General features: G+C 45.8%; 11 protein-coding genes, 1 tRNA gene and 3 pseudogenes. 7 read left to right on the top strand and 8 right to left on the bottom strand.

All coding sequences use genetic code 11. The annotated features are described in order from the left end of the window. The first annotated feature begins 27 nt into the window (after positions 1 to 27). Both DP_RS12800 and DP_RS12795 read left to right on the top strand, forming a co-directional pair. Complete coding sequence (locus DP_RS12800) at positions 28 to 516, top strand: YkgJ family cysteine cluster protein (protein ID WP_011189769.1); 489 nt, start codon at positions 28 to 30, stop codon at positions 514 to 516. Positions 517 to 524: 8 nt separating this feature from the next. Further along, positions 525 to 1,619, top strand: coding sequence for a tRNA-queuosine alpha-mannosyltransferase domain-containing protein (locus tag DP_RS12795; RefSeq protein ID WP_011189768.1), 1,095 nt, complete (start codon positions 525 to 527; stop codon positions 1,617 to 1,619). 103 nt (positions 1,620 to 1,722) lie between these two features. Here the strand turns inward: DP_RS12795 and nadA are convergent, their stop codons facing one another. From nadA to DP_RS12760, 7 genes and pseudogenes are all read right to left on the bottom strand, one after another. After that, complete coding sequence (gene nadA / locus DP_RS12790; RefSeq protein WP_011189767.1) at positions 1,723 to 2,781, bottom strand: quinolinate synthase NadA; 1,059 nt, start codon at positions 2,779 to 2,781, stop codon at positions 1,723 to 1,725. 270 nt (positions 2,782 to 3,051) lie between these two features. Next, positions 3,052 to 4,668, bottom strand: a pseudogene (locus tag DP_RS12785) (ABC-F family ATP-binding cassette domain-containing protein). Positions 4,669 to 4,683: 15 nt separating this feature from the next. Beyond that, positions 4,684 to 6,312 (bottom strand): ABC-F family ATP-binding cassette domain-containing protein, encoded by a 1,629-nt coding sequence (locus DP_RS12780; RefSeq protein ID WP_011189765.1) that lies wholly within the window; start codon positions 6,310 to 6,312, stop codon positions 4,684 to 4,686. Between the two features lie 126 nt (positions 6,313 to 6,438). Further along, positions 6,439 to 6,513: transfer RNA gene (locus DP_RS12775), tRNA-Glu, on the bottom strand. Between the two features lie 223 nt (positions 6,514 to 6,736). Further along, entirely contained in the window at positions 6,737 to 7,294 is a 558-nt protein-coding gene (locus DP_RS17055) for a DUF1643 domain-containing protein (RefSeq protein WP_011189764.1), read from the bottom strand. 14 nt (positions 7,295 to 7,308) lie between these two features. Then, a complete protein-coding gene (locus tag DP_RS12765) occupies positions 7,309 to 8,274 on the bottom strand; it encodes a DUF3089 domain-containing protein (protein ID WP_156792305.1) in 966 nt (321 codons plus the stop codon). A gap of 160 nt (positions 8,275 to 8,434) precedes the next feature. After that, positions 8,435 to 8,845, bottom strand: a complete 411-nt coding sequence (locus DP_RS12760; protein WP_011189762.1) for a (deoxy)nucleoside triphosphate pyrophosphohydrolase — start codon at positions 8,843 to 8,845, stop codon at positions 8,435 to 8,437. A gap of 324 nt (positions 8,846 to 9,169) precedes the next feature. Between DP_RS12760 and DP_RS12755 the strand changes: the two genes are divergently transcribed. Together DP_RS12755 and satP are read left to right on the top strand one after the other, a co-directional pair. Next, positions 9,170 to 10,750, top strand: coding sequence for a diguanylate cyclase (locus DP_RS12755; RefSeq protein ID WP_011189761.1), 1,581 nt, complete (start codon positions 9,170 to 9,172; stop codon positions 10,748 to 10,750). Positions 10,751 to 11,067: 317 nt separating this feature from the next. Then, positions 11,068 to 11,625, top strand: coding sequence for an acetate uptake transporter (gene satP / locus DP_RS12750; protein WP_011189760.1), 558 nt, complete (start codon positions 11,068 to 11,070; stop codon positions 11,623 to 11,625). 289 nt (positions 11,626 to 11,914) lie between these two features. On the opposite strand, the gene DP_RS12740 is transcribed toward satP, so the two are convergent. Further along, positions 11,915 to 14,497, bottom strand: coding sequence for a DUF294 nucleotidyltransferase-like domain-containing protein (locus tag DP_RS12740; RefSeq protein WP_011189759.1), 2,583 nt, complete (start codon positions 14,495 to 14,497; stop codon positions 11,915 to 11,917). A 209-nt stretch (positions 14,498 to 14,706) separates the two neighbouring features. Here DP_RS12740 and DP_RS19290 point away from each other — a divergent pair. The 3 genes and pseudogenes from DP_RS19290 to DP_RS12730 all read left to right on the top strand — a co-directional run bounded on the left by DP_RS19290 (position 14,707) and on the right by DP_RS12730 (position 17,921). Further along, positions 14,707 to 16,165: pseudogene (locus DP_RS19290) on the top strand (DUF3360 family protein). Positions 16,166 to 16,311: 146 nt separating this feature from the next. After that, positions 16,312 to 16,386 (top strand): annotated as a pseudogene (locus DP_RS19385) (acetate uptake transporter); the annotation flags it as partial. A gap of 257 nt (positions 16,387 to 16,643) precedes the next feature. Further along, positions 16,644 to 17,921 (top strand): double-cubane-cluster-containing anaerobic reductase, encoded by a 1,278-nt coding sequence (locus tag DP_RS12730; protein ID WP_041278003.1) that lies wholly within the window; start codon positions 16,644 to 16,646, stop codon positions 17,919 to 17,921. The last annotated feature ends 12 nt before the right edge of the window (positions 17,922 to 17,933 follow it).

Genomic DNA, 17,933 nt, shown 5'->3' with positions numbered 1-17,933 from the left:
CCATAGGGAAGTTCAAGGCAAGTAAAAATGAAAAAAATGGATAGACTGCTCGCCCTTTGGCAGAGCCTGCGAAAATTTTCTTATAGGGGGCTACTTCTTCAGGGTAAACTTCGCCTTTCTGAAACCGAGTTGTTTGTAGCAGGAGATTGTGGCCGATGTGGTGCCTGTTGTCGCAGTCTAAGTCTGGAGGGGCCGGATGGTTGGCTTCGTTCAGCTACGACCTTCGCTGGCCTTGTTCGCTCAAATCCTGAATATGAACGTTTTATCCTGACTGGCAGGGATGGCCAGGGCTACCTGCTCTTTACCTGTTGTCATCTCAGTGAGGATGGTCTTTGCGGGGATTATTCTAATCGTCCCGCCGTCTGTCGAGGCTTTCCTCATAAGGATCTCCTGCTCTGTGGTGGAGAATTGCCGACGGGTTGCCACTATCAATTTGTGGAGAAGAGATCTTTCAGCCAGGTTCTTGATAAAAAAATTAAAAAGCAGGCCGGTGGAGAGTTCTCTTCCCGCCTCTGAGATATAAAATGAAAAAAATTCTTATCCTTGAACCATACTATGGGGGCTCCCATAAACAGTTTCTTGACAAAATCGAGGGCGTCGTTGAAGCGGATTGTCTCTTTATGACCCTGCCTGCCCGTAAATGGAAGATGCGTATGCAGCTCTCTGCGCCCTGGTTTGTCCAATCTCTTGGCGAACTGCTTCCTGAAGAACGTTTTTTTGATACTGTTCTCTGCTCAACCTTTGTCGATGTTGCCGTTTTAAGGGCCCTCGTTTCAAGCCTTAAGGGTTGGAACCCTGCCACCCTTTTTTGTACCTATTTTCACGAGAATCAGTTTGTCTATCCCAATCAGGAGGCCGCCCCGGATAATCGTCAATTTACGGCAATTAATTTTACCACAGCCCTGGCCAGTGATCGGATTGCCTTTAACAGTGTTTTTAATCGCCAATCTTTTTTAGAGAGCTGCAGGCGGTATTTAAGCTATGCATCTGATATGAAGCTTCCCCGGCTGCTTGTCGAACTGGAGGAGAAGAGCTGTGTCCTCTATCCGGGTCTTGATTTTACCAGCATCGATGCCATCTCTTTGTCCCCAGTACCCGAGGCTGGAGCGCCTGTTATTGTCTGGAATCATCGCTGGGAGCATGACAAAAATCCAGAAGAATTTTTTGCAGCCCTTACTCAACTGCAGAGTCGGGGTATTGCCTTTCGTCTGATTGTCCTGGGCCAATCCTTTCGTAATAGCCCTGCCTGTTTTGCTCAGGCCGAGGTTGCCTTCAGGGAGGAGATGATCCATTTTGGCTATGCAGAAAGCTATGAGGCCTATGCTCAGCTTTTACAGAGGGCTGATATTGTGGTTTCCACTGCAATCCATGAATTTTATGGTGTTGCCGTTATTGAGGCTGTGCGTGCAGGTTGTGTGCCGCTCCTGCCACGTCGCCTCTCCTATCCAGAACTTTTTGCCGAGGAATATCTGTATGATGAGGGGCAGCTGACCAATAGGTTGCAGTCTCTTCTTGATGAGGGGGGGAAGGTGGGTTCTCAGCAGGCGGTGGCTATGACCGAGGGTTTTAGTTGGACGAGCCTGGCCGATGCTTATAGGCAGTGGCTGTTGGCCGAATAATTTCAGCCTGTTTAGGGCATGGGCAGGGTGGGGGAACAAAAAAGGGGCGATATCATTATATCGCCCCTTTTGTTGAGTTCTTAACCTGTTGGCTGGCCTTGGGCTATTTCTTCAGGGTCTTGGCAAAGTCTAGCATGCGGCGAATCGGGAGTACGGCCTTGACGGCCAGCTCCGGAGAGACGAGGATCTCTCCTGCACCTGTACGCAGACTATGGGCAATTTTCTCTAGAGAGTTCATGCCCATCCACGGGCAGTTTGCACAGCTGTGGCAGGTGGCGCCTTCGCCGGCGGTGGGTGCTTCAATAAGAACCTTATCAGGAGCCAACTGGCGCATCTTGTTGAAGATACCCATGTCTGTGGCTACAATAAATTCCTTGTTTGGCATACTCTGCACGGCTTTAATAAGGGCGGTGGTGGAGCCAATCACATCGGCCTGAGCCACAATCGAGGCAGGTGATTCTGGATGAACAAGAATCGCTGCTTCGGGATGTTTGGCTCGGAGCAATTCAAGGGCTGCTGCCTTAAACTCTTCGTGGACAACGCAGGAACCGGGCCAGAAGATCATCTCAGCTCCGGTGAGGCGCTGAACGTAGCCACCGAGATGACGGTCGGGGCCCCAAAGGATCTTTTCACCCTTTTTAGCAAGATGGTCAATGATGGAGAGGGCAATTCCAGAGGTAACGACCCAGTCAGCCCGGGCTTTTACGGCAGCACTGGTGTTGGCATAAACAACCACGGTGTGATCAGGGTATTGATCGCAAAAATCAGAGAAAATATCGCTGGGGCAACCTTCGTCTAATGAGCAGGTTGCAGCCAGATCAGGCATAAGGACTCGCTTCTCATTGTTGAGAATCTTTGCGGTCTCACCCATGAACTTCACTCCGGCAACCACCAGGGTGTCGGCAGGGTGTTCGGTGCCAAAACGGGCCATCTCCAGTGAGTCGGCAACACAACCGCCTGTCTCTTCGGCAAGATCCTGTATGTCACCATCGGTATAGTAATGAGCGACCAAGACCCCGTTTTGCTCTTTGAGCAGGGTCTTTATCTCATCCTTTAGGGCATTCTTTGCCTCAGGAGTCATGGGTGTCCTGAGGGGATGGGATGGAACGTCAAATGAGGGAAGAGTCAGTGAAGCAGTAGTAGCTTGTTTTTTTGTGGCCATCTGTGATTCCTAATGTACTGTGGCGTTTTGCACCCATCTTTGATCTGAAATAGCAGGCAGAGAACGAGAGTCGTTGTCTCTTGCTGCCAGTCTATGTTGTTCCGTCTCCAGTTTTGGAGTCAGGAAGCCAACTTAATCATCTTTTTTGCAAATGTGAAGACGATAGTATAAAAAACTTTAGAGTTTTCTAACTATCGTCTTGCTCAGGGGCATGGGGTGACATCAATGTTCAGACAGTCACCCTATAAAAAAACGCCTGTTTTTCGATGGTTAGTTGCTGTACTTCTTCTGCAAGGCTTTAACCTCTGCATTTACAAGTACTCATCGTAGGGAATCATTTTATCGATCACGCCACCGGGGCAGGATCTCAATGAGTCGGTTGGCTACGGTATTCATCAGAGTCTGATCGTGGGATGAGAAGAGGATAATCTCGGTAAAATTTTGCAGTCCCTCATTGAGGGCCGTGATTGATTCCAGATCAAGATGGTTTGTCGGTTCATCGAGGATGAGGGCGTTAGCATCGCTGAGCATCATCTTTGAGAGCATGCAGCGCACTTTTTCGCCACCGGAGAGGACACTGGTCTTCTTGGTGGCCTCTTCGCCGGAGAAGAGCATTTTGCCTAGGAAACCTCGGGCATAACTCTCGCCTTCAGTCACAGGGGTATATTCGCTCAACCAATCAACGAGGGTGACATCCTTTGCAAAGAAGGCACTGTTCTCTCGTGGAAAATATGAGGCAGTCATGGTGATTCCCCAACGACAGGAGCCGCTGTCTGGTTCCATTTCGCCAGCAAGAATTTGAAAGAGAGCGGCGATTGCCGGGCCGTTGAGACCTACAAAGCCTATTTTCTCACCCTTATTGATCACAAGATTGAAGTTATTGAGAACCTGTACCCCGTCAATGTTTTTACAGAGATCCTTTACCTCAAGGATAATATCCCCACAGCTTCTACCCGGCTTAAAGTGGATGAATGGGTATTTTCGTGAAGAGGTTGGAAGATCGCCGATTTCAAGTTTATCAAGAAGCTTTTTACGGGAAGTTGCCTGTTTGGCCTTTGATGCATTGGAGGAGAAACGGGCAATAAAATCTTTCAGATCTTTGGCCTTGGTTTCCGCCTTACGGTTGGCATCTTGGCGTTGGTGCTGGGCAAGTTCACTTGCCTGGAGCCAGAAGTCATAGTTACCCGCATAGGTTTGGATATGTCCATAATCAATATCGGCCATATGAGTACAGACCTGATTGAGAAAGTGTCTATCATGGGAGACGATGATAACGGTGTTCTGAAATCGTTCGAGGAATCCTTCCAGCCAGTTAATAGATTTGCTGTCGAGGTTGTTTGTTGGCTCATCGAGGAGGAGGATGTCAGGGTTACCGAAAAGGGCCTGGGCAAGAAGTACTCGTACCTTCTGTCCACCTTCTAACTCGCGCATCTTCTTCTCGCGCAGCTCTTCACCGACGCCCAAACCACTGAGCAGGGCCGCAGCCTCAGACTCCACCTCGTAGCCGTTCATCTCGGCAAATTCACCTTCAAGTTCGCCACTGCGGATACCATCCTCTTCGGTGAAATCGGTTTTGGCGTAGAGGGTCTCGCGTTCAACCATGATCTCGTGCAGGCGCTTGTGCCCCATGAGTACGGTGTGGGCAACAGTTGTTTCGTCGTAGGCGAACTGATCCTGGTTGAGGATGGCAATTCTTTCTCTGGCTCCAACAAAAACTTCGCCCTTATCGGCATCAATTTGCCCGGAGAGAATTTTGAGAAAGGTAGATTTTCCTGCGCCGTTAGCCCCGATAAGGCCATAGCAGTTACCAGCGGTGAATTTAATATTAACGTCTTTGAAAATAACCCTTTTGCCGTAGGAGAGGGCTATGTCGGATGCATGTATCATGGTATATCCTTAAACTTAAATGTTATGCTTTTCGTGTTCACGGAGATAATAATCATAATCTCCCTCATAGCTACGCATTTCGCCGTGGTCGATCTCAAATACACGGTTAACGAGCGAGCGTAGAAAGTGCCGGTCGTGGCTTACTAAAATAAGGGTGCCTTCAAACTTCTTGAGTGCCTTGAGCAGTACCTCGCGTGACTGAATATCAAGGTGGTTGGTAGGCTCATCAAGGACCAGAAAGTTGAGAGGTTGGGCAAGCATTTTTGCCAGCACCACACGACTTTTTTCGCCGCCCGAAAGGGAGGAAATTTTCTTATCTACGTCGTCTCCCTGGAATAAAAAAGCTGCCAGAAGATTTCGAATGGTGCCTATATTTTCAAGTGGTAGGGTTTCTTGAACTGCCTCAAAGACAGTCTGGCCAGGATAGAGCAGATCCATACTGTGCTGACTGAAATAGCCGGTTGCGAGACTGGCGCCGGTAAGCACCTCTCCGCTTGTGGCTTCGGTCTGGCCTGTGATCACCTTGAGCAGGGTTGATTTACCTGCACCGTTGACCCCGACCAGGGCAATTTTTTCCAACCTGCGAATAGAGCCTGTGAGGCCGCTGAAAACAGGTTTGATCTCACCATGGGCAGTCTGCCACTCTTTACCAAGGTCCTTCAGATGAAGGACATCGTCTCCACTTCGAGGTGGGACGGGGAAGTCAAACTTCATCACCCTCTGTTCGGGAGGCAGGACAATGCGCTCAATCTTATCAAGCTTTTTTATCCGGGACTGGACCTGGGCTGCATGGGAGACCCGAGCAGCAAATTTGGCGATAAAATCTTCTTCTTTAGACAGCATCTCCTGCTGTCGACGATAACTTGCCAGTAGCTGTTCCCGGCGTATTTCCCTTTCCTTGAGGTAGAAGTCGTAGTCACCGCCATAGGTGGTGGCTCCTTCGTTGCCAATCTCAATGATTCGGGAAACAATCCTGTTCATGAATTCCCGGTCATGGCAGGTCATAAGCAGGGCCCCCTTGAATTCATTGGTCAGCCATGATTCAAGCCAGAGTATGGACTCTATATCAAGGTGGTTAGTGGGCTCATCGAGGAGGAGTACATCGGGGCCGATCAGAAGGATTTTAGCAAGGGCGATTCGCATCTTCCAGCCACCACTAAAACTTTCGACGGGCAGAATCAGATCGGAGTTGCTAAAGCGCAGGCCGGTCAGGATCTCCTTGGCTTGGGAGTCCAGCTCGTAGCCACCACGGTGCTCAAAGGCATCGACGGTGTTGCCGTACTCTTCTAGGAGGGCGGCCATCTCATCGTCGCTCATGGGTTCGCCCATCCGGGCTTCCATCTCCCTCATTCTTGCGCCCATGGCAACAATCTCGCCTGCGGCCGACATCACCTCGTCAAGGACAGACCTACCGGACATCTCTCCCACATCCTGGGAAAAATAGCCAATCACCGTTTTTTTGGAACAGGAAATTTCGCCCTTATCCGCCTCTTCTTCGCCCATCATAAGGCGAAAGACAGATGTCTTGCCTGCACCATTGGCCCCGACAAGGCCAGTACGAGTTGCGGGTAAAACCTGCAGGCTGGCACCGCGGAATAACACCTGCGAACCATACTGTTTGTGGATATTGGTTAAATGTATCATGGCTACTTAGGGAGTGAATTTGATCCTACGTGGAAGGGTTTTGTCAGGTGCAACTACTCTGGATCCCTTGGTGAAAATATAAAAAAAGGGACTTAACAAGTTAATTGCTAAGTCCCTTTAGTATCTTGGTGACCCCAAGGGGAATCGAACCCCTGCTTTCGGCGTGAGAGGCCAACGTCCTAACCGCTAGACGATGGGGCCAAGTGCTGAGGACGTTTATACCTGATGGCAGAGGTGGTGTCAATAAAAAAAGTATTCTTTTTTTTCTTCTACCGGTACTCAATTGTGGGACGTACATCCTAAGCTTTTGAGGCAGGGCGGTAAATGAGAGAAAGGAGACCTGCAAAAAAAGTGTCGCCCCCCTCTCGCTGATGTGGTGGGGCGAGAGGGGTTGGGGGCGAGGCCTGCGCCGGGAGAATGTTTTTTAGGAGATATCAGCAAATTCATAGGGGCATATTTTATGAAAGCGGTGATAACAGAGGGCACTGTTTCCCGGATGGGGCGGGTAGGTGCTCCCAATATCTATCTTATAAATATTTTTTCCCGTAAGGAGGTCCTTGAGATAGAGGGCCCGCTCGCGGAATTGGTATGCACCCTTATTTTGTATTTTTCCATAGGCAACAAGGAAATCCTCATGTCCTGTGATGATCTCTGCCAGTACCCGGTCGCAGTCCGGCCGTATCAGATCACTGGCCTCCTCCTTGTTGGTATCAAAACGGCTGTAGAGGTTGAGCATAATGATCCCCCCATATTGGGGGAGATGGGTGAAGACAAATTTTTCAAAATACTGAACAGTTCTGTCGGCTACCAGTTCATCTGCCCTACTCGGGTTTTGCCCGACGATGCAGAGCATTGGTCTTGACTCTCTTTTCTTAAAGGGGATATGGAGATAGGCGCGGTGTTTTCTGTCTGCACTGAAGTGGCCGACAATGCCTGTCTGCTCAACCTCGGTAAAATGGTAGATTGTTATTGTTTTTTTCATATTGATGAGAAGGGTTACTTGGTGGAGAGATATGTTTCACAGCGATTTTGTACGTTCTCTTCCAGGTTGCGAAACCAGAGGGCGTAGTCAAATCGGTGGTAAACCCCCGCGGGAAAGGAGCCAGTGTTAAGTTTTTCCGGTAGTTGGGTAATCAGTGCCCCCGTTGCAGGATCGATGTAGGCCCCTGCATAGTGCGGGATCTCCCGCTCTATTTCATTGTCTCTAAAAAAGACGGCCCCCCGGTTCATGGATTTATTTGCTGGCTCCGTTCTGCTCCAGTTAAGGGGATTGATGCCATAGGCACCGGGCAGGAGTACCGGTGAATCCTTAGCCGTGATCGATTGAGTATTATAGGAGATGATAACGCCTGTATCACTTGCGCCTTGGGCAGGCTTCATCCATGGATAGTTTTTGAAATCTTCAGCTGTTACCGAGTACCCTATCAGGTAGGCGGCCACCAGTTTTTTTTGTAATGCTCTGTCGGCAAATTTTTTCCGCATCAACTGGATGAGTACCATTGACCCCTGGCTATGGCCGGCAAGGATGAAAGGTCTGCCGCCATTGAGGTGTTGCAGGTAAAAGTCAAAGGCTCGGGCAACATCTTCATAGCCCTTTTGGAAGAAGGGGCTTTGCAAGGCATCTGAGTTGCCATCAAGTCTGGCCATGGACATCTGCCGGTAGAGGGGGGCAAATATATTGGCACTTTCCCCGTAGACACTGGCCTGGGCATCTATTAGATGGCGAGCCCGTTGTCGTAACTCTCTGTTGCCTATATTCATATTGGCTGGGTTTTTCTCAGCATAGATGGTGGGATAGACATAAAAGAGATCAATGGGTTTATTGACTCTTCCCGGTTGATAGAGCCAGGAGGATGATTGGCTGTAGTTGGGCACAGTGTCGACGATGGCCTCCCCACTGCCTTGCCTGGCACAGCTGCAGAGAAGGAGGAGGAGAATGGCAAATATCTGGTTATATTTCATAATGATCACCTATGATGGTTGTTGGTAGGATCTAAGTGCCACTTTAGCCAGAGTTTATTATGAATGCAAATTTTTAAGATGCAATAAATTTTGAGAATTATTGAAACAGAGAGACAGGTTGGCTCATTGGCAGAGATCCGGTCGTCGGGCCTTGAAATTCTCAGGTTGCGGGTGCATTTTTACACTCCATTAACCTTTTAACCGCGGGGATATCTGCGGCGGCCCAGTCGAGTTGGTTAAGCTCTTGGCAGTAGAGCCATTTGCTCTCAATATGTTCCGTTAAGGTGATCTTCCTGTTCTCACTGGAACAGAGATAGCAGTGCATTCTGATCTGAAAATCAGGATAGGTATGGTTTACCACCATCAGCTTCTCTCCTATCTCTATCTCAATTCGTAGTTCCTCTCTTATCTCTCTTGCCAGGGCCTGGCGGTATGTCTCTTTGTCTTCTACCTTGCCGCCGGGGAATTCAAATTTTTGCGAGACATAGGTGAATTTAGATATGCCGCGCTTCATACATAATATCTTATCCTGATTGATAATAATGCCAGCTACAACTTCAATTTGTTTCATGTTTGAGCCTTTTTCTAAGGTGAGGGGATAGAGCCAAAGAAAATTTCATATATGGACAGAATTAGCTATAAATTTTTTTTTGAAGACGTTGCCGGTATCACATTTAGTTTTTTCTTTTTACAGTTTCTTTCAGTTACGCTCACGATTTGCTCTTGCCGAAGGCGTTTTTTATCTGTTGTCTTGATTTGTTAATAAGGGTGTATTTTGCTTTTATTATAAGCTTTTGTTAAAATATGGTGTTGGCTTTCTAGGTTTTTTCTTGAGATGCTAGAATATGAACTGTAATGGAGGAGTTTTTTTGTAAATGTTGGCGGAGGAAGGTGCATGAAATCTCACACAAGTTTAAATTTTCTTTTGGCGTTTATTTTGCTAGGTGGCATTTGTCTGTCGGGCTGGACATCCTGGTTGCTTTATGATGCTGAAGAAAAGGTGATAGTTAATGAATTTCAGCAGAGTGTAAATAGGCTTGCCATTGAAATATATCATGAGGCTTTAAAAAATTTTGAGGCGTCCCAGTCTTTGCTTACCTTGTATAATAATGGGGAGATAGTTCCCAGTTATGATCGCTTTAATAACGAGGCGAGGCGATTGCTGGTAGATTATCCGGGTATTCATGCCCTTGGTTGGATACCGCGTACGGCGAGGGATCGTGGTGGTGTGTCTCTGTTTGAGGTGGGGGCGTATTTTTCAGATAATGAGAAATCAGGTACAGGTGAGGCAATAGATACGGAAGGGGCAAGAGGGGAGGCCCTCCCTGTGTTTTATATTGAGCCTGTACCGGGTAACAGTGATCGCCTCGGCTTTGATCTTGCCGCCAGTCCTCTTATGCCAGCCCTCAGAAGAGCTATGGATGAGGACCTTCTTCAGGTAACTGCGCCCGTTGACTTTGTTCAAGAGGGTAATGTCCAGAGAGGTGTGGTTAGCCTCTTGCCTGTTTATAAGGGAAATCCGACAACGGTAGTCAGGCGACGGCAGGCTCTGTTTGGTTTTGTGGTTGGTGTTTATCAAATAGACGATATCTTAGTCAGCTCCCATTTAACTGAAGATCTTGCAGGTATAAAGCTGAAGCTTGTCGATATCACCTCACCTGTAAGCACTGAAACTCTTTATAGTCGCGATCCTCGAAATGTTTTTGTCCTCCAGCAGAGTGCTTTTTATCAAAAAAAAATGCCTGTAATTTTGGGGAGGCAGTGGTGTTTGGAGGCGTTCCCCACCGTTTTGTATGTCGAGAGGAGAAGGGGCTTTTCTTCTCAGCTTATTTTTGTCTTTGGTATTATTTTTACTAGCGTTGTTGCTTTTGTTCTTAGGGCAATTGTGAAAAAATCGGTTTTAACCCAAGAAAAATTATTGGAGAAAAAAAATGAGTTACAGGAGGTAAATCGAAAACTCAAGCTGGTATCGTCTTCGGATGGTTTGACTGGGGTTTTTAATAGAAGGACCATGGATAATTTTCTATCCCGGGAGTGGGCACGGGCGATGCGGGAAAAATCGTCCATCTCCTTTATCATGGCAGATATTGATAATTTTAAATTATATAACGACAATTATGGTCATCTTACCGGAGACGAGTGTTTGAAAAAAGTTGCAGAGCAGCTTCGGAAGATCCCTCATCGTTCAACTGATCTTGTCGCCAGGTATGGCGGGGAAGAATTTTCTCTTGTACTGCTCAATACCACCGATGCTGCCTCGGTGGCTGAAGATTGTCGTCGGGCGATAGAGGATCTGCAGATAGCTCATGCCTTTTCCCCAACCAGCAATGTGGTAACAATTAGTGCGGGTGTATCCACCTGCATTCCCAAGAGTGGAATGGATTCAAGTCTACTCGTCGCGGCCGCTGATAAGGCCCTTTATAGGGCCAAGAGGCTTGGCCGAAATAGAATCGCCACAAATATCTGCGAGTGGTAGAAAACGTTAAACGTGACCTCGGCAATATTGGTAGCTTAATTTCCTTGATTTGTTCGATAATTGCGAGTAGCTTGCTCGGGGATTTTTGTTATGTCCTTGGCCATAGGGTCCTATATCCACGCAGTGGCAGGGCTTTAGCTATGGTTTTCTGTCAGGGTAGTGCCTCTTGAGTTTTTTCTCTTTTATCATTGTCTTACACGATATGGATGGTTTTGCCCGGGCAAAGGACTAATCTGTTTAGTTGCTCTTCCGGGGAGCGCTGGAATTGTTATATAAAATAGTTAATTAAAAGAATTGATTAAAGGAATGGGAGTTAGATGACGGAATATAAGCTTGCAAATCCAGGACCGCTTGGCCTGATGGGCTTTGGTATGACCACGGTTTTGTTGAATATCCATAACGCGGGATTTTTCCCGATAAGCGCTATGATTTTGGCCATGGGGCTGCTCTATGGTGGTATAGCACAGATTATCGCCGGTATCCTGGAGTTCCGTAAGGGCAACACCTTTGGCATGACGGCCTTTATCTCCTATGGTCATTTTTGGCTCACCCTTGTGGCCCTTATTATTATGCCAAAGCTTGGTATTACAGAGAGTACTCCCCATGCATTTATGGGCTGGTATCTGGCTCTCTGGGGTATTTTCACCTTTTTTATGTTCATTGCTTCTCTTAAGAGCAACCGTGTTCTGCAATTTATATTTTTCTCCCTGACCGTACTCTTTTTTCTGCTTGCGGCCCATAACTGGACCGGTTCTGTGGCCCTTGGTCATATTGCCGGTTGGGAAGGAATTGTCTGTGGAGCGAGTGCCATTTATCTTGCCATGGCAGAGGTTATTAATGAGCAGTATGGCAGAACCGTTTTGCCCATAGGTTAATCAGTTGTCCCCTTTGCGCAGCCTGGTGCCTTCAGCACCAGGCTGTCCAGAGCTTCCCCTCTCTCCTTCTCTCCCCCTTCTGGGGATTTTACTGTAGCTAGGAGTTGTGTCTCCTGGTGCCTGTGGGCATCCCCTTTTTTGTCTGCGTACCCTGTCTCATTTCCCGCAAGTTTATCTGCCTGCAAGACAGGAGATCACTGGGATACAATTCCAGCGGGCCAGCAGTTAAAAAAGGGCTATTCTATTTTTAAATGCGTTGATGAATGGGAGGATCTCTTCTACCACCTTGCTAATTTTGAGGACCTTCAAGAAAATCCCTACTCACCTTGTCCCGGAAAATAGAGATTCTCGCTAACACATTTTTAAGATTTTCTTGCTCTATTTGCGGTAACTCATCAAGGTCCAGAGAGTCATTAACCCTTCTTAAATCAGTGTATTCTATGATTTGATTCATAAATCGCAAATTCCAGATATGGTCAAAAATATAGACCATCTCACGATATTCTTTTCTTGATATATCTCCCCTTTGCGCCAATTTTTTAAGTCGAGTAATAGTATTAGCTTCGCGAATGTCATACTTAAGAGCATAAATTCTACAAAAAATTTCCATCGGCCTCAGGCACTCTTTGAGGTTCACAGAGCGGACCCCATCATTTACCTGTGTCTTAATTTGTCCCTTTGTATTAAGTGGTTGGGCGTAGGAGAGGCAATTTTTGGCATAGTTTACAAAAAATTGCTCGTGCTTTCTGTTTGTTTCAAAGACGTGTTGTTGTAACTGATCAACCAATTTTGCTGTGCCATAGGTGGAGCGCACATCAAAAAAAACATTGGCTTCTAATATGGCATCGGGACTAGAGTTTATGATCCAATGGGTAAAGTTTTTCTTCCACTCAGTCATGCTCAAGCACCATTGTGGATTAGTAGCCATAATCCAGCCATCACAGTATGAGTAGCCTGCTTGGTCCAGTCTTTTACACACTCGCTCGGCAAGGTGTAAAAAATATCGTCGTATTTTCTTGAGATCACCTACAGCGCAGTCTTCAAAAACAATTGCATTATCTTGGTCAGAGAAAAGAGTCATATCATGACGTGCATTTGATCCCATTGACATAAAGGAAAATTCTACAGGTGGATTTCCTAATTCTTCTATTGAAAGCTCTATAAATTTGGTGATAGCTGCGTCATAAGCACCACCAATTACACGACGTAGATTACCTGGTCTAGATCCCGCATCAATCATTGTTCTAATCAAGTTTGGCATTCTGTTGAGTGCCTCTACAACACTGCCTGCTGTTTCACTTTCTTCAATCAGGCGTACAACTTCACTGGTAAGTCCCCTGTAGTTAGTAACATCTTTCTCAAAAGGGATAGCTCCACTATAGATTTTTCTCGTTATAGGGCGAAAAGATATAACGTGCCCCTTTTTTTCAGATAAAAATATTTTTGAAGTACTTAAAATAATATCAATCTCTTGTCCGTCTTTGGTCAATAACTGTGCCTCAAACTCTGCAGGTTCTGCTGCTCCATGGAATATGCTAATTAAATGTTGTAATACAGGCATGTTAAGAGGTTTTTGTGGAAACAGGGTACTCCAAATAGTATGGTCATGAAGCTCTCGTTCACTATAACCAATCATTCGTATAAGCCTCTGATTGGAATATATAATCTTTCCTTCAGCTTCCAATATGTAACCCTCATTTGAAGTTTCAACGAGAGCTCTGTATCGATCCTTTGCTTCATGTAGAAGAATTTCAGCTTTTTTCTTTCTAGCCTCGATATTGTGGCTTTGGTAAATGATATAGCTCATCACCAAAATTAGTCCAAAAGTAATGATCAGAAAAGTGATATATAGATGTCTTTTAAGGCGTGCTATCTCTTCTTTTACATCATTTATATATACACCAGTTCCAACAACCCATCCCCACTCTGGAATTCCACGCACATAAGAAAGTTTCGGGACTGATGTGCTACTGTCATCTTTCCATTGCCACTGATATTCAAGATATCCCTCGTGATTTTTTTTAACCAAGTCGACAAGCTCGACAAAGAGACGCTTTCCACTCTTGTTTTCTGTATCCGTATAGTCGTTTAAATTTGTGCCAATCAATTCTTGACGGTATGGATGCATAATCATCCTAGGTGTCATATCAGTTATAAAGAAATAATCTTTATGTTGATCACCATAGCGCATTGATTCGATCTCTTTTGCAGCGCGTTTCTGTGCATCTTTTTCAGAAAGTACAGCATTTTTACTTAAGGAAATATACTGCTCGGCAATTGAGATGGCTGAAACGGTTAACTCTTTGATCATCTTTCGCTTTTGGTTCATTATAGAGGTTTCAATAACTGGAACCACAACAAAGAAGATAGATGTCACAAAGAGGATAATAGCAACCACTGTTGGGATAACAATACGCATCCCGAAAGTGGTTATAAAATGATTTGGCCTTTTATATTCGTCATAATTTTTTACTCCTTCGAAGTAGTCAGATAATTCTTCTGAATCTAGGATTGGATTCCAATTATCTTGGTGCAAAGAATCATGATATTTTTCGGTAAACATACTGTTTTCAAAGTCATTTCTAGTCGGAATATATCCGTTATAATCATCCTTGATATGAGTTTCGAAAATATTTTTTATATCCCGCTTCTCGTATATCCCCGTAAATTCGTCATAAGCCTCTGCCAAAACTTCTTGACAATGGCGAAATTTTCGATGATCATATGGGTTGTAATCTGCTATCTTGCCATTGTTACGTAAATAATGATCAACGCCATCATGTTCGAAGAAGCCATCCATCCATTTATGGATGTCTTCTCCGCGAATTCCGAAAAGTTTTTCTGTGTGGTCTGCATGATCTGATATTTTCATAAATTAAACTAATAGGTTGAGTATATTCTTGTAGCTCTGTTCGTTAGAAAAAACAAAGAGCGTTAGGAAGCGTGGTCTATATAGTTGCAACTTAAATAATTACTATCGCCTTGTAGTGTTTGCAAACTGTTTTTCACCTCTCCTATAAACGCACCATTAACTGAAAGAGTGAATTTTTCAAAATTTTATTAAAATGGAGTAGAGTGTAGATGGCTAAAGAGGAAAAAAAGTTTTACAAAGATATGCGCAAAAAAGCCCATGAGTTTGAGAAAAGATCTGAGTATCTGGATCATGAACTTAAAATCATGAGCTTTAAGCGTTGGAGATTTAACCTTCCTATCCGTGATTGGGGAGTGGAGCTGGAAGATTGGGTTCCTGCACTTGCGGCAACAATCGGAAAGGTTGTTATGGTTACCGCTATGGTAGCTGTTTTTGCAACAGAGTATGGTTTAGATGCCGCTTTTGTTGCCGAGAACGTACGCTGGGAGCTTCTCATAGGGGCACTTTTTGTTATTCTCTTTTCTGCTCTTCTTATGCCGAATGCCAATCTTGCGGGGACCCATGGGCCGATGATTCCGCTCATCCCTCTGATTGCAGCAGCAGGTGGGCACCCCTTGTCTCTCGGTTTAATGGTGGCATTTTTTGGACTGATACTCGCCTTTACGAAGGGTGGCTCTAAGCTAATGACGCTGACTGGTGTTGGTGTTCGTGGCGGGCTCTTGATTTATCTGGGTGCTGTTGGTCTTATTGGCCAAATTGGTAAACTTGAAGCCTGGGCTGCTTCAACAGACCAGGGTTATATTTCATTTGCTGTAATTGGAATTACCCTTTTGATTTATGCATATCTTGCTAAGCTTAAACTTCGTTGGGTTGCAATTCCTGTTTGTTCTATTATTGCTGGTGTTGTTGCTTTTGCACTTGGTGCAGAGTTTCATTTTACTACAACTCCAGGTCTTCCACACATGAGTCCACTTTACTGGTGGGGCGAAACTACTGGTTGGCAGCTTGGATGGCCTAATCTTAACCAATTTATTGCGGTAACTCCTTTTGCTTTGCTTGCCGTTGCAATGTGGTCTCCTGATTATCTCGGCCATCGTGTTTTCCAAGAACTTAACTACCCAAAAAGATGCCGAAGGCGTATTGATGGATGTTGATGATACCATGACTATTGCTTCTGTTCGTCAAGGTGTTGGTTCAGTTCTTGGTGGTGGTAACCTTGCTTCGTCTTGGGGAACCTATATGATCCCTGCAGCAATTGCTAAGCGCCCTATTCCGGGTGGTGCACTTCTTACAGGTCTACTCTGTGTTGTTGCCTCTGTTACTGGATATCCGATGGATCTTGCGATGTGGGAACCTGTACTCCGCGTAGCTCTCATAGTTGGTGTTTTCTTGCCACTTCTTGAAGCTGGTATGCAAATGGTAAATAAGCAAAAAGATTCCCTTAGTGCTGGTATCTGTATCTTTGCTTGTGCCATTGTTAACCCTGTTTTTGGTTGGGCAACTACTATGCTTCTTGATAATATGGGACTCATTGGTGACCATGAACGTGCAAGTGAACTTTCTCTCAAAGATAGACTGATTATCCCAGGGATTGCGTTTGTTATCTGTGTTGGATCGCTGGCTCTTGTTGGTCAGCTTCCAGGTATACCTGCTATTCTAGGTCAATAAAGAATAAACATAGAACAGTATGAAGGGCCGACCTATATTTAGGTCGGCCCTTTTTTTTGGTAATCCCCCCGAAAAAACAATGCGGTAAAAAGTAGAATTTTCCAGTAAATATGACAGGAGGATTCACATGAAAAAATCACGATTTAGCGAGAGCCATCTATCTTGCCATGGCAGAGATTATTAATGAGCAGTTTGAAAGAACCGTTCTGCCCATAGGCTAAGAGCAGTTTTGTTCGCCCTCTGGCTGGTCTGGTCTTTTCAGCACCAGACCAGCCAGAGTCATCATTTCTCTCCTCTGTAAAAAAATCAGTAATTATAGTAATTTGTATTTCCTATAGTAGGGCTGTGCGCCATAGGTATTTCCTGTTAGATTTGTGGCTCGATACGTATTAAATCTCCCCTCTGTGAACTTTTTCTTTTTTTTAGTAATTATCCTCAGGGGTAATCCGTGAAAATTATTTTCAATAGGAGATATGTAATGAGTGAAGATTACCGGGCCATGTGGCAGGATCTTGGGGTGGATTTAGAGGGACATGATGCCCTGCTTGCTGTTTTGGGTGATGCCTATAGGGACATTTATCTGGCTCAGAAAAATCGTCCGGAGGCAATGGCCTATTTTGATTTTGTTATGAGCGAGGTGCATGGTCTGCGTATTAAGGAGCTGATGGATGAAAAGAGAGAGGGGCGGAAGATAATTGGCTCCTACTGTGTTTTTGTCCCCGAAGAAATTGCCCTTGCTGCCAATGCTACCCTGGTGGGACTCTGCTCCGGTGCCGATTTTGCCATGGAAGAGGTCGAGAGGCTCTTGCCCCGAAATACCTGTGCCCTGATTAAATCATCCTTTGGTTTCAAGCTGGCCAAGGTCTGCCCTTATCTTGAAAGTGCAGATATGGTTGTTGGAGAGAATACCTGTGATGGTAAGAAGAAGGCCTATGAAACCCTTGGTGGTCTTGTTGACAACCTCTATATAATGGATTTGCCCCAGGTGAAATCTGCCCAGGGTCGGGAACTCTTGAAGGCGGAATATCTTCGTTTTAAAGATGCGGTAGAGGTACTTACCGGGGTGAAGATTACCGCCGAGAGTTTACGGGATGCCATCGTCTTGGTTAATAAAAAGCGGGCGGCAATGCATCGTCTTCTTGCCCTGCGTAAGGCTGATCCCGCTCCCATCTCCGGACTTGATTCCCTCCTGGCCAATCAGATTTTCTTCTATGATAATCCACAGCGTTTTACCGAATCTGTTCATCTTCTCTGTGATGAGTTGGAAAAACGCGTTGCCGAAAAACGGGGTGTTTCAGCTCCGCGAACTCCGCGTATTTTGATTTCCGGTTGTCCTCAGGCTGTGCCAAATTGGAAACTTCCCATGATCATTGAAGGTCTTGGCGCTGTTATTGTCGGTGAGGAATCCTGTGTAGGTGAACGTGGAACCCGTAATTTGACCGATGAATCCGGGGAGAGTGTTGCTGAAATGATGGATGCCATTGTTGATAGATACTTTGCCGTTGACTGTGCCATTTTCACCCCCAATGGTGAGCGTCGTGACCATATTAGAGAGATGGTTGAATCCTATGGCGCAGATGGGGTTATTCACTATGGCTTGCAGTTCTGTCAGCCCTATTTGATGGAGGCTGTGCCGGTGGAGAATAGCCTTGAGGAGGTGGGGATTCCCTGCCTTCGTCTTGAAACTGACTACAGCATGGAAGATATGGGACAGCTTAAAACTCGGGTTGAGGCCTTTGTTGAACAGCTTCGCTAATTATTGGGGGAA

Origin of the sequence: Desulfotalea psychrophila LSv54 (assembly GCF_000025945.1) — a bacterium.
GTDB lineage: Bacteria > Desulfobacterota > Desulfobulbia > Desulfobulbales > Desulfocapsaceae > Desulfotalea > Desulfotalea psychrophila.
Note: the sequence above shows the minus strand (reverse complement) of the source record. Positions and strands in the feature narration are given on the sequence as shown.

What these genes read in the sequence shown, in the direction of transcription:
- DP_RS12800 (WP_011189769.1), top strand. Translation starts at nt 28, where the DNA reads ATGAAAAAAATGGATAGACTGCTCGCCCTTTGGCAGAGCCTGCGAAAA.
- DP_RS12795 (WP_011189768.1), top strand. Translation starts at nt 525, where the DNA reads ATGAAAAAAATTCTTATCCTTGAACCATACTATGGGGGCTCCCATAAA.
- nadA (WP_011189767.1), bottom strand. Translation starts at nt 2,781, where the DNA reads ATGGCCACAAAAAAACAAGCTACTACTGCTTCACTGACTCTTCCCTCA.
- DP_RS12780 (WP_011189765.1), bottom strand. Translation starts at nt 6,312, where the DNA reads ATGATACATTTAACCAATATCCACAAACAGTATGGTTCGCAGGTGTTA.
- DP_RS17055 (WP_011189764.1), bottom strand. Translation starts at nt 7,294, where the DNA reads ATGAAAAAAACAATAACAATCTACCATTTTACCGAGGTTGAGCAGACA.
- DP_RS12765 (WP_156792305.1), bottom strand. Translation starts at nt 8,274, where the DNA reads ATGAAATATAACCAGATATTTGCCATTCTCCTCCTCCTTCTCTGCAGC.
- DP_RS12760 (WP_011189762.1), bottom strand. Translation starts at nt 8,845, where the DNA reads ATGAAACAAATTGAAGTTGTAGCTGGCATTATTATCAATCAGGATAAG.
- DP_RS12755 (WP_011189761.1), top strand. Translation starts at nt 9,170, where the DNA reads ATGAAATCTCACACAAGTTTAAATTTTCTTTTGGCGTTTATTTTGCTA.
- satP (WP_011189760.1), top strand. Translation starts at nt 11,068, where the DNA reads ATGACGGAATATAAGCTTGCAAATCCAGGACCGCTTGGCCTGATGGGC.
- DP_RS12740 (WP_011189759.1), bottom strand. Translation starts at nt 14,497, where the DNA reads ATGAAAATATCAGATCATGCAGACCACACAGAAAAACTTTTCGGAATT.
- DP_RS12730 (WP_041278003.1), top strand. Translation starts at nt 16,644, where the DNA reads ATGAGTGAAGATTACCGGGCCATGTGGCAGGATCTTGGGGTGGATTTA.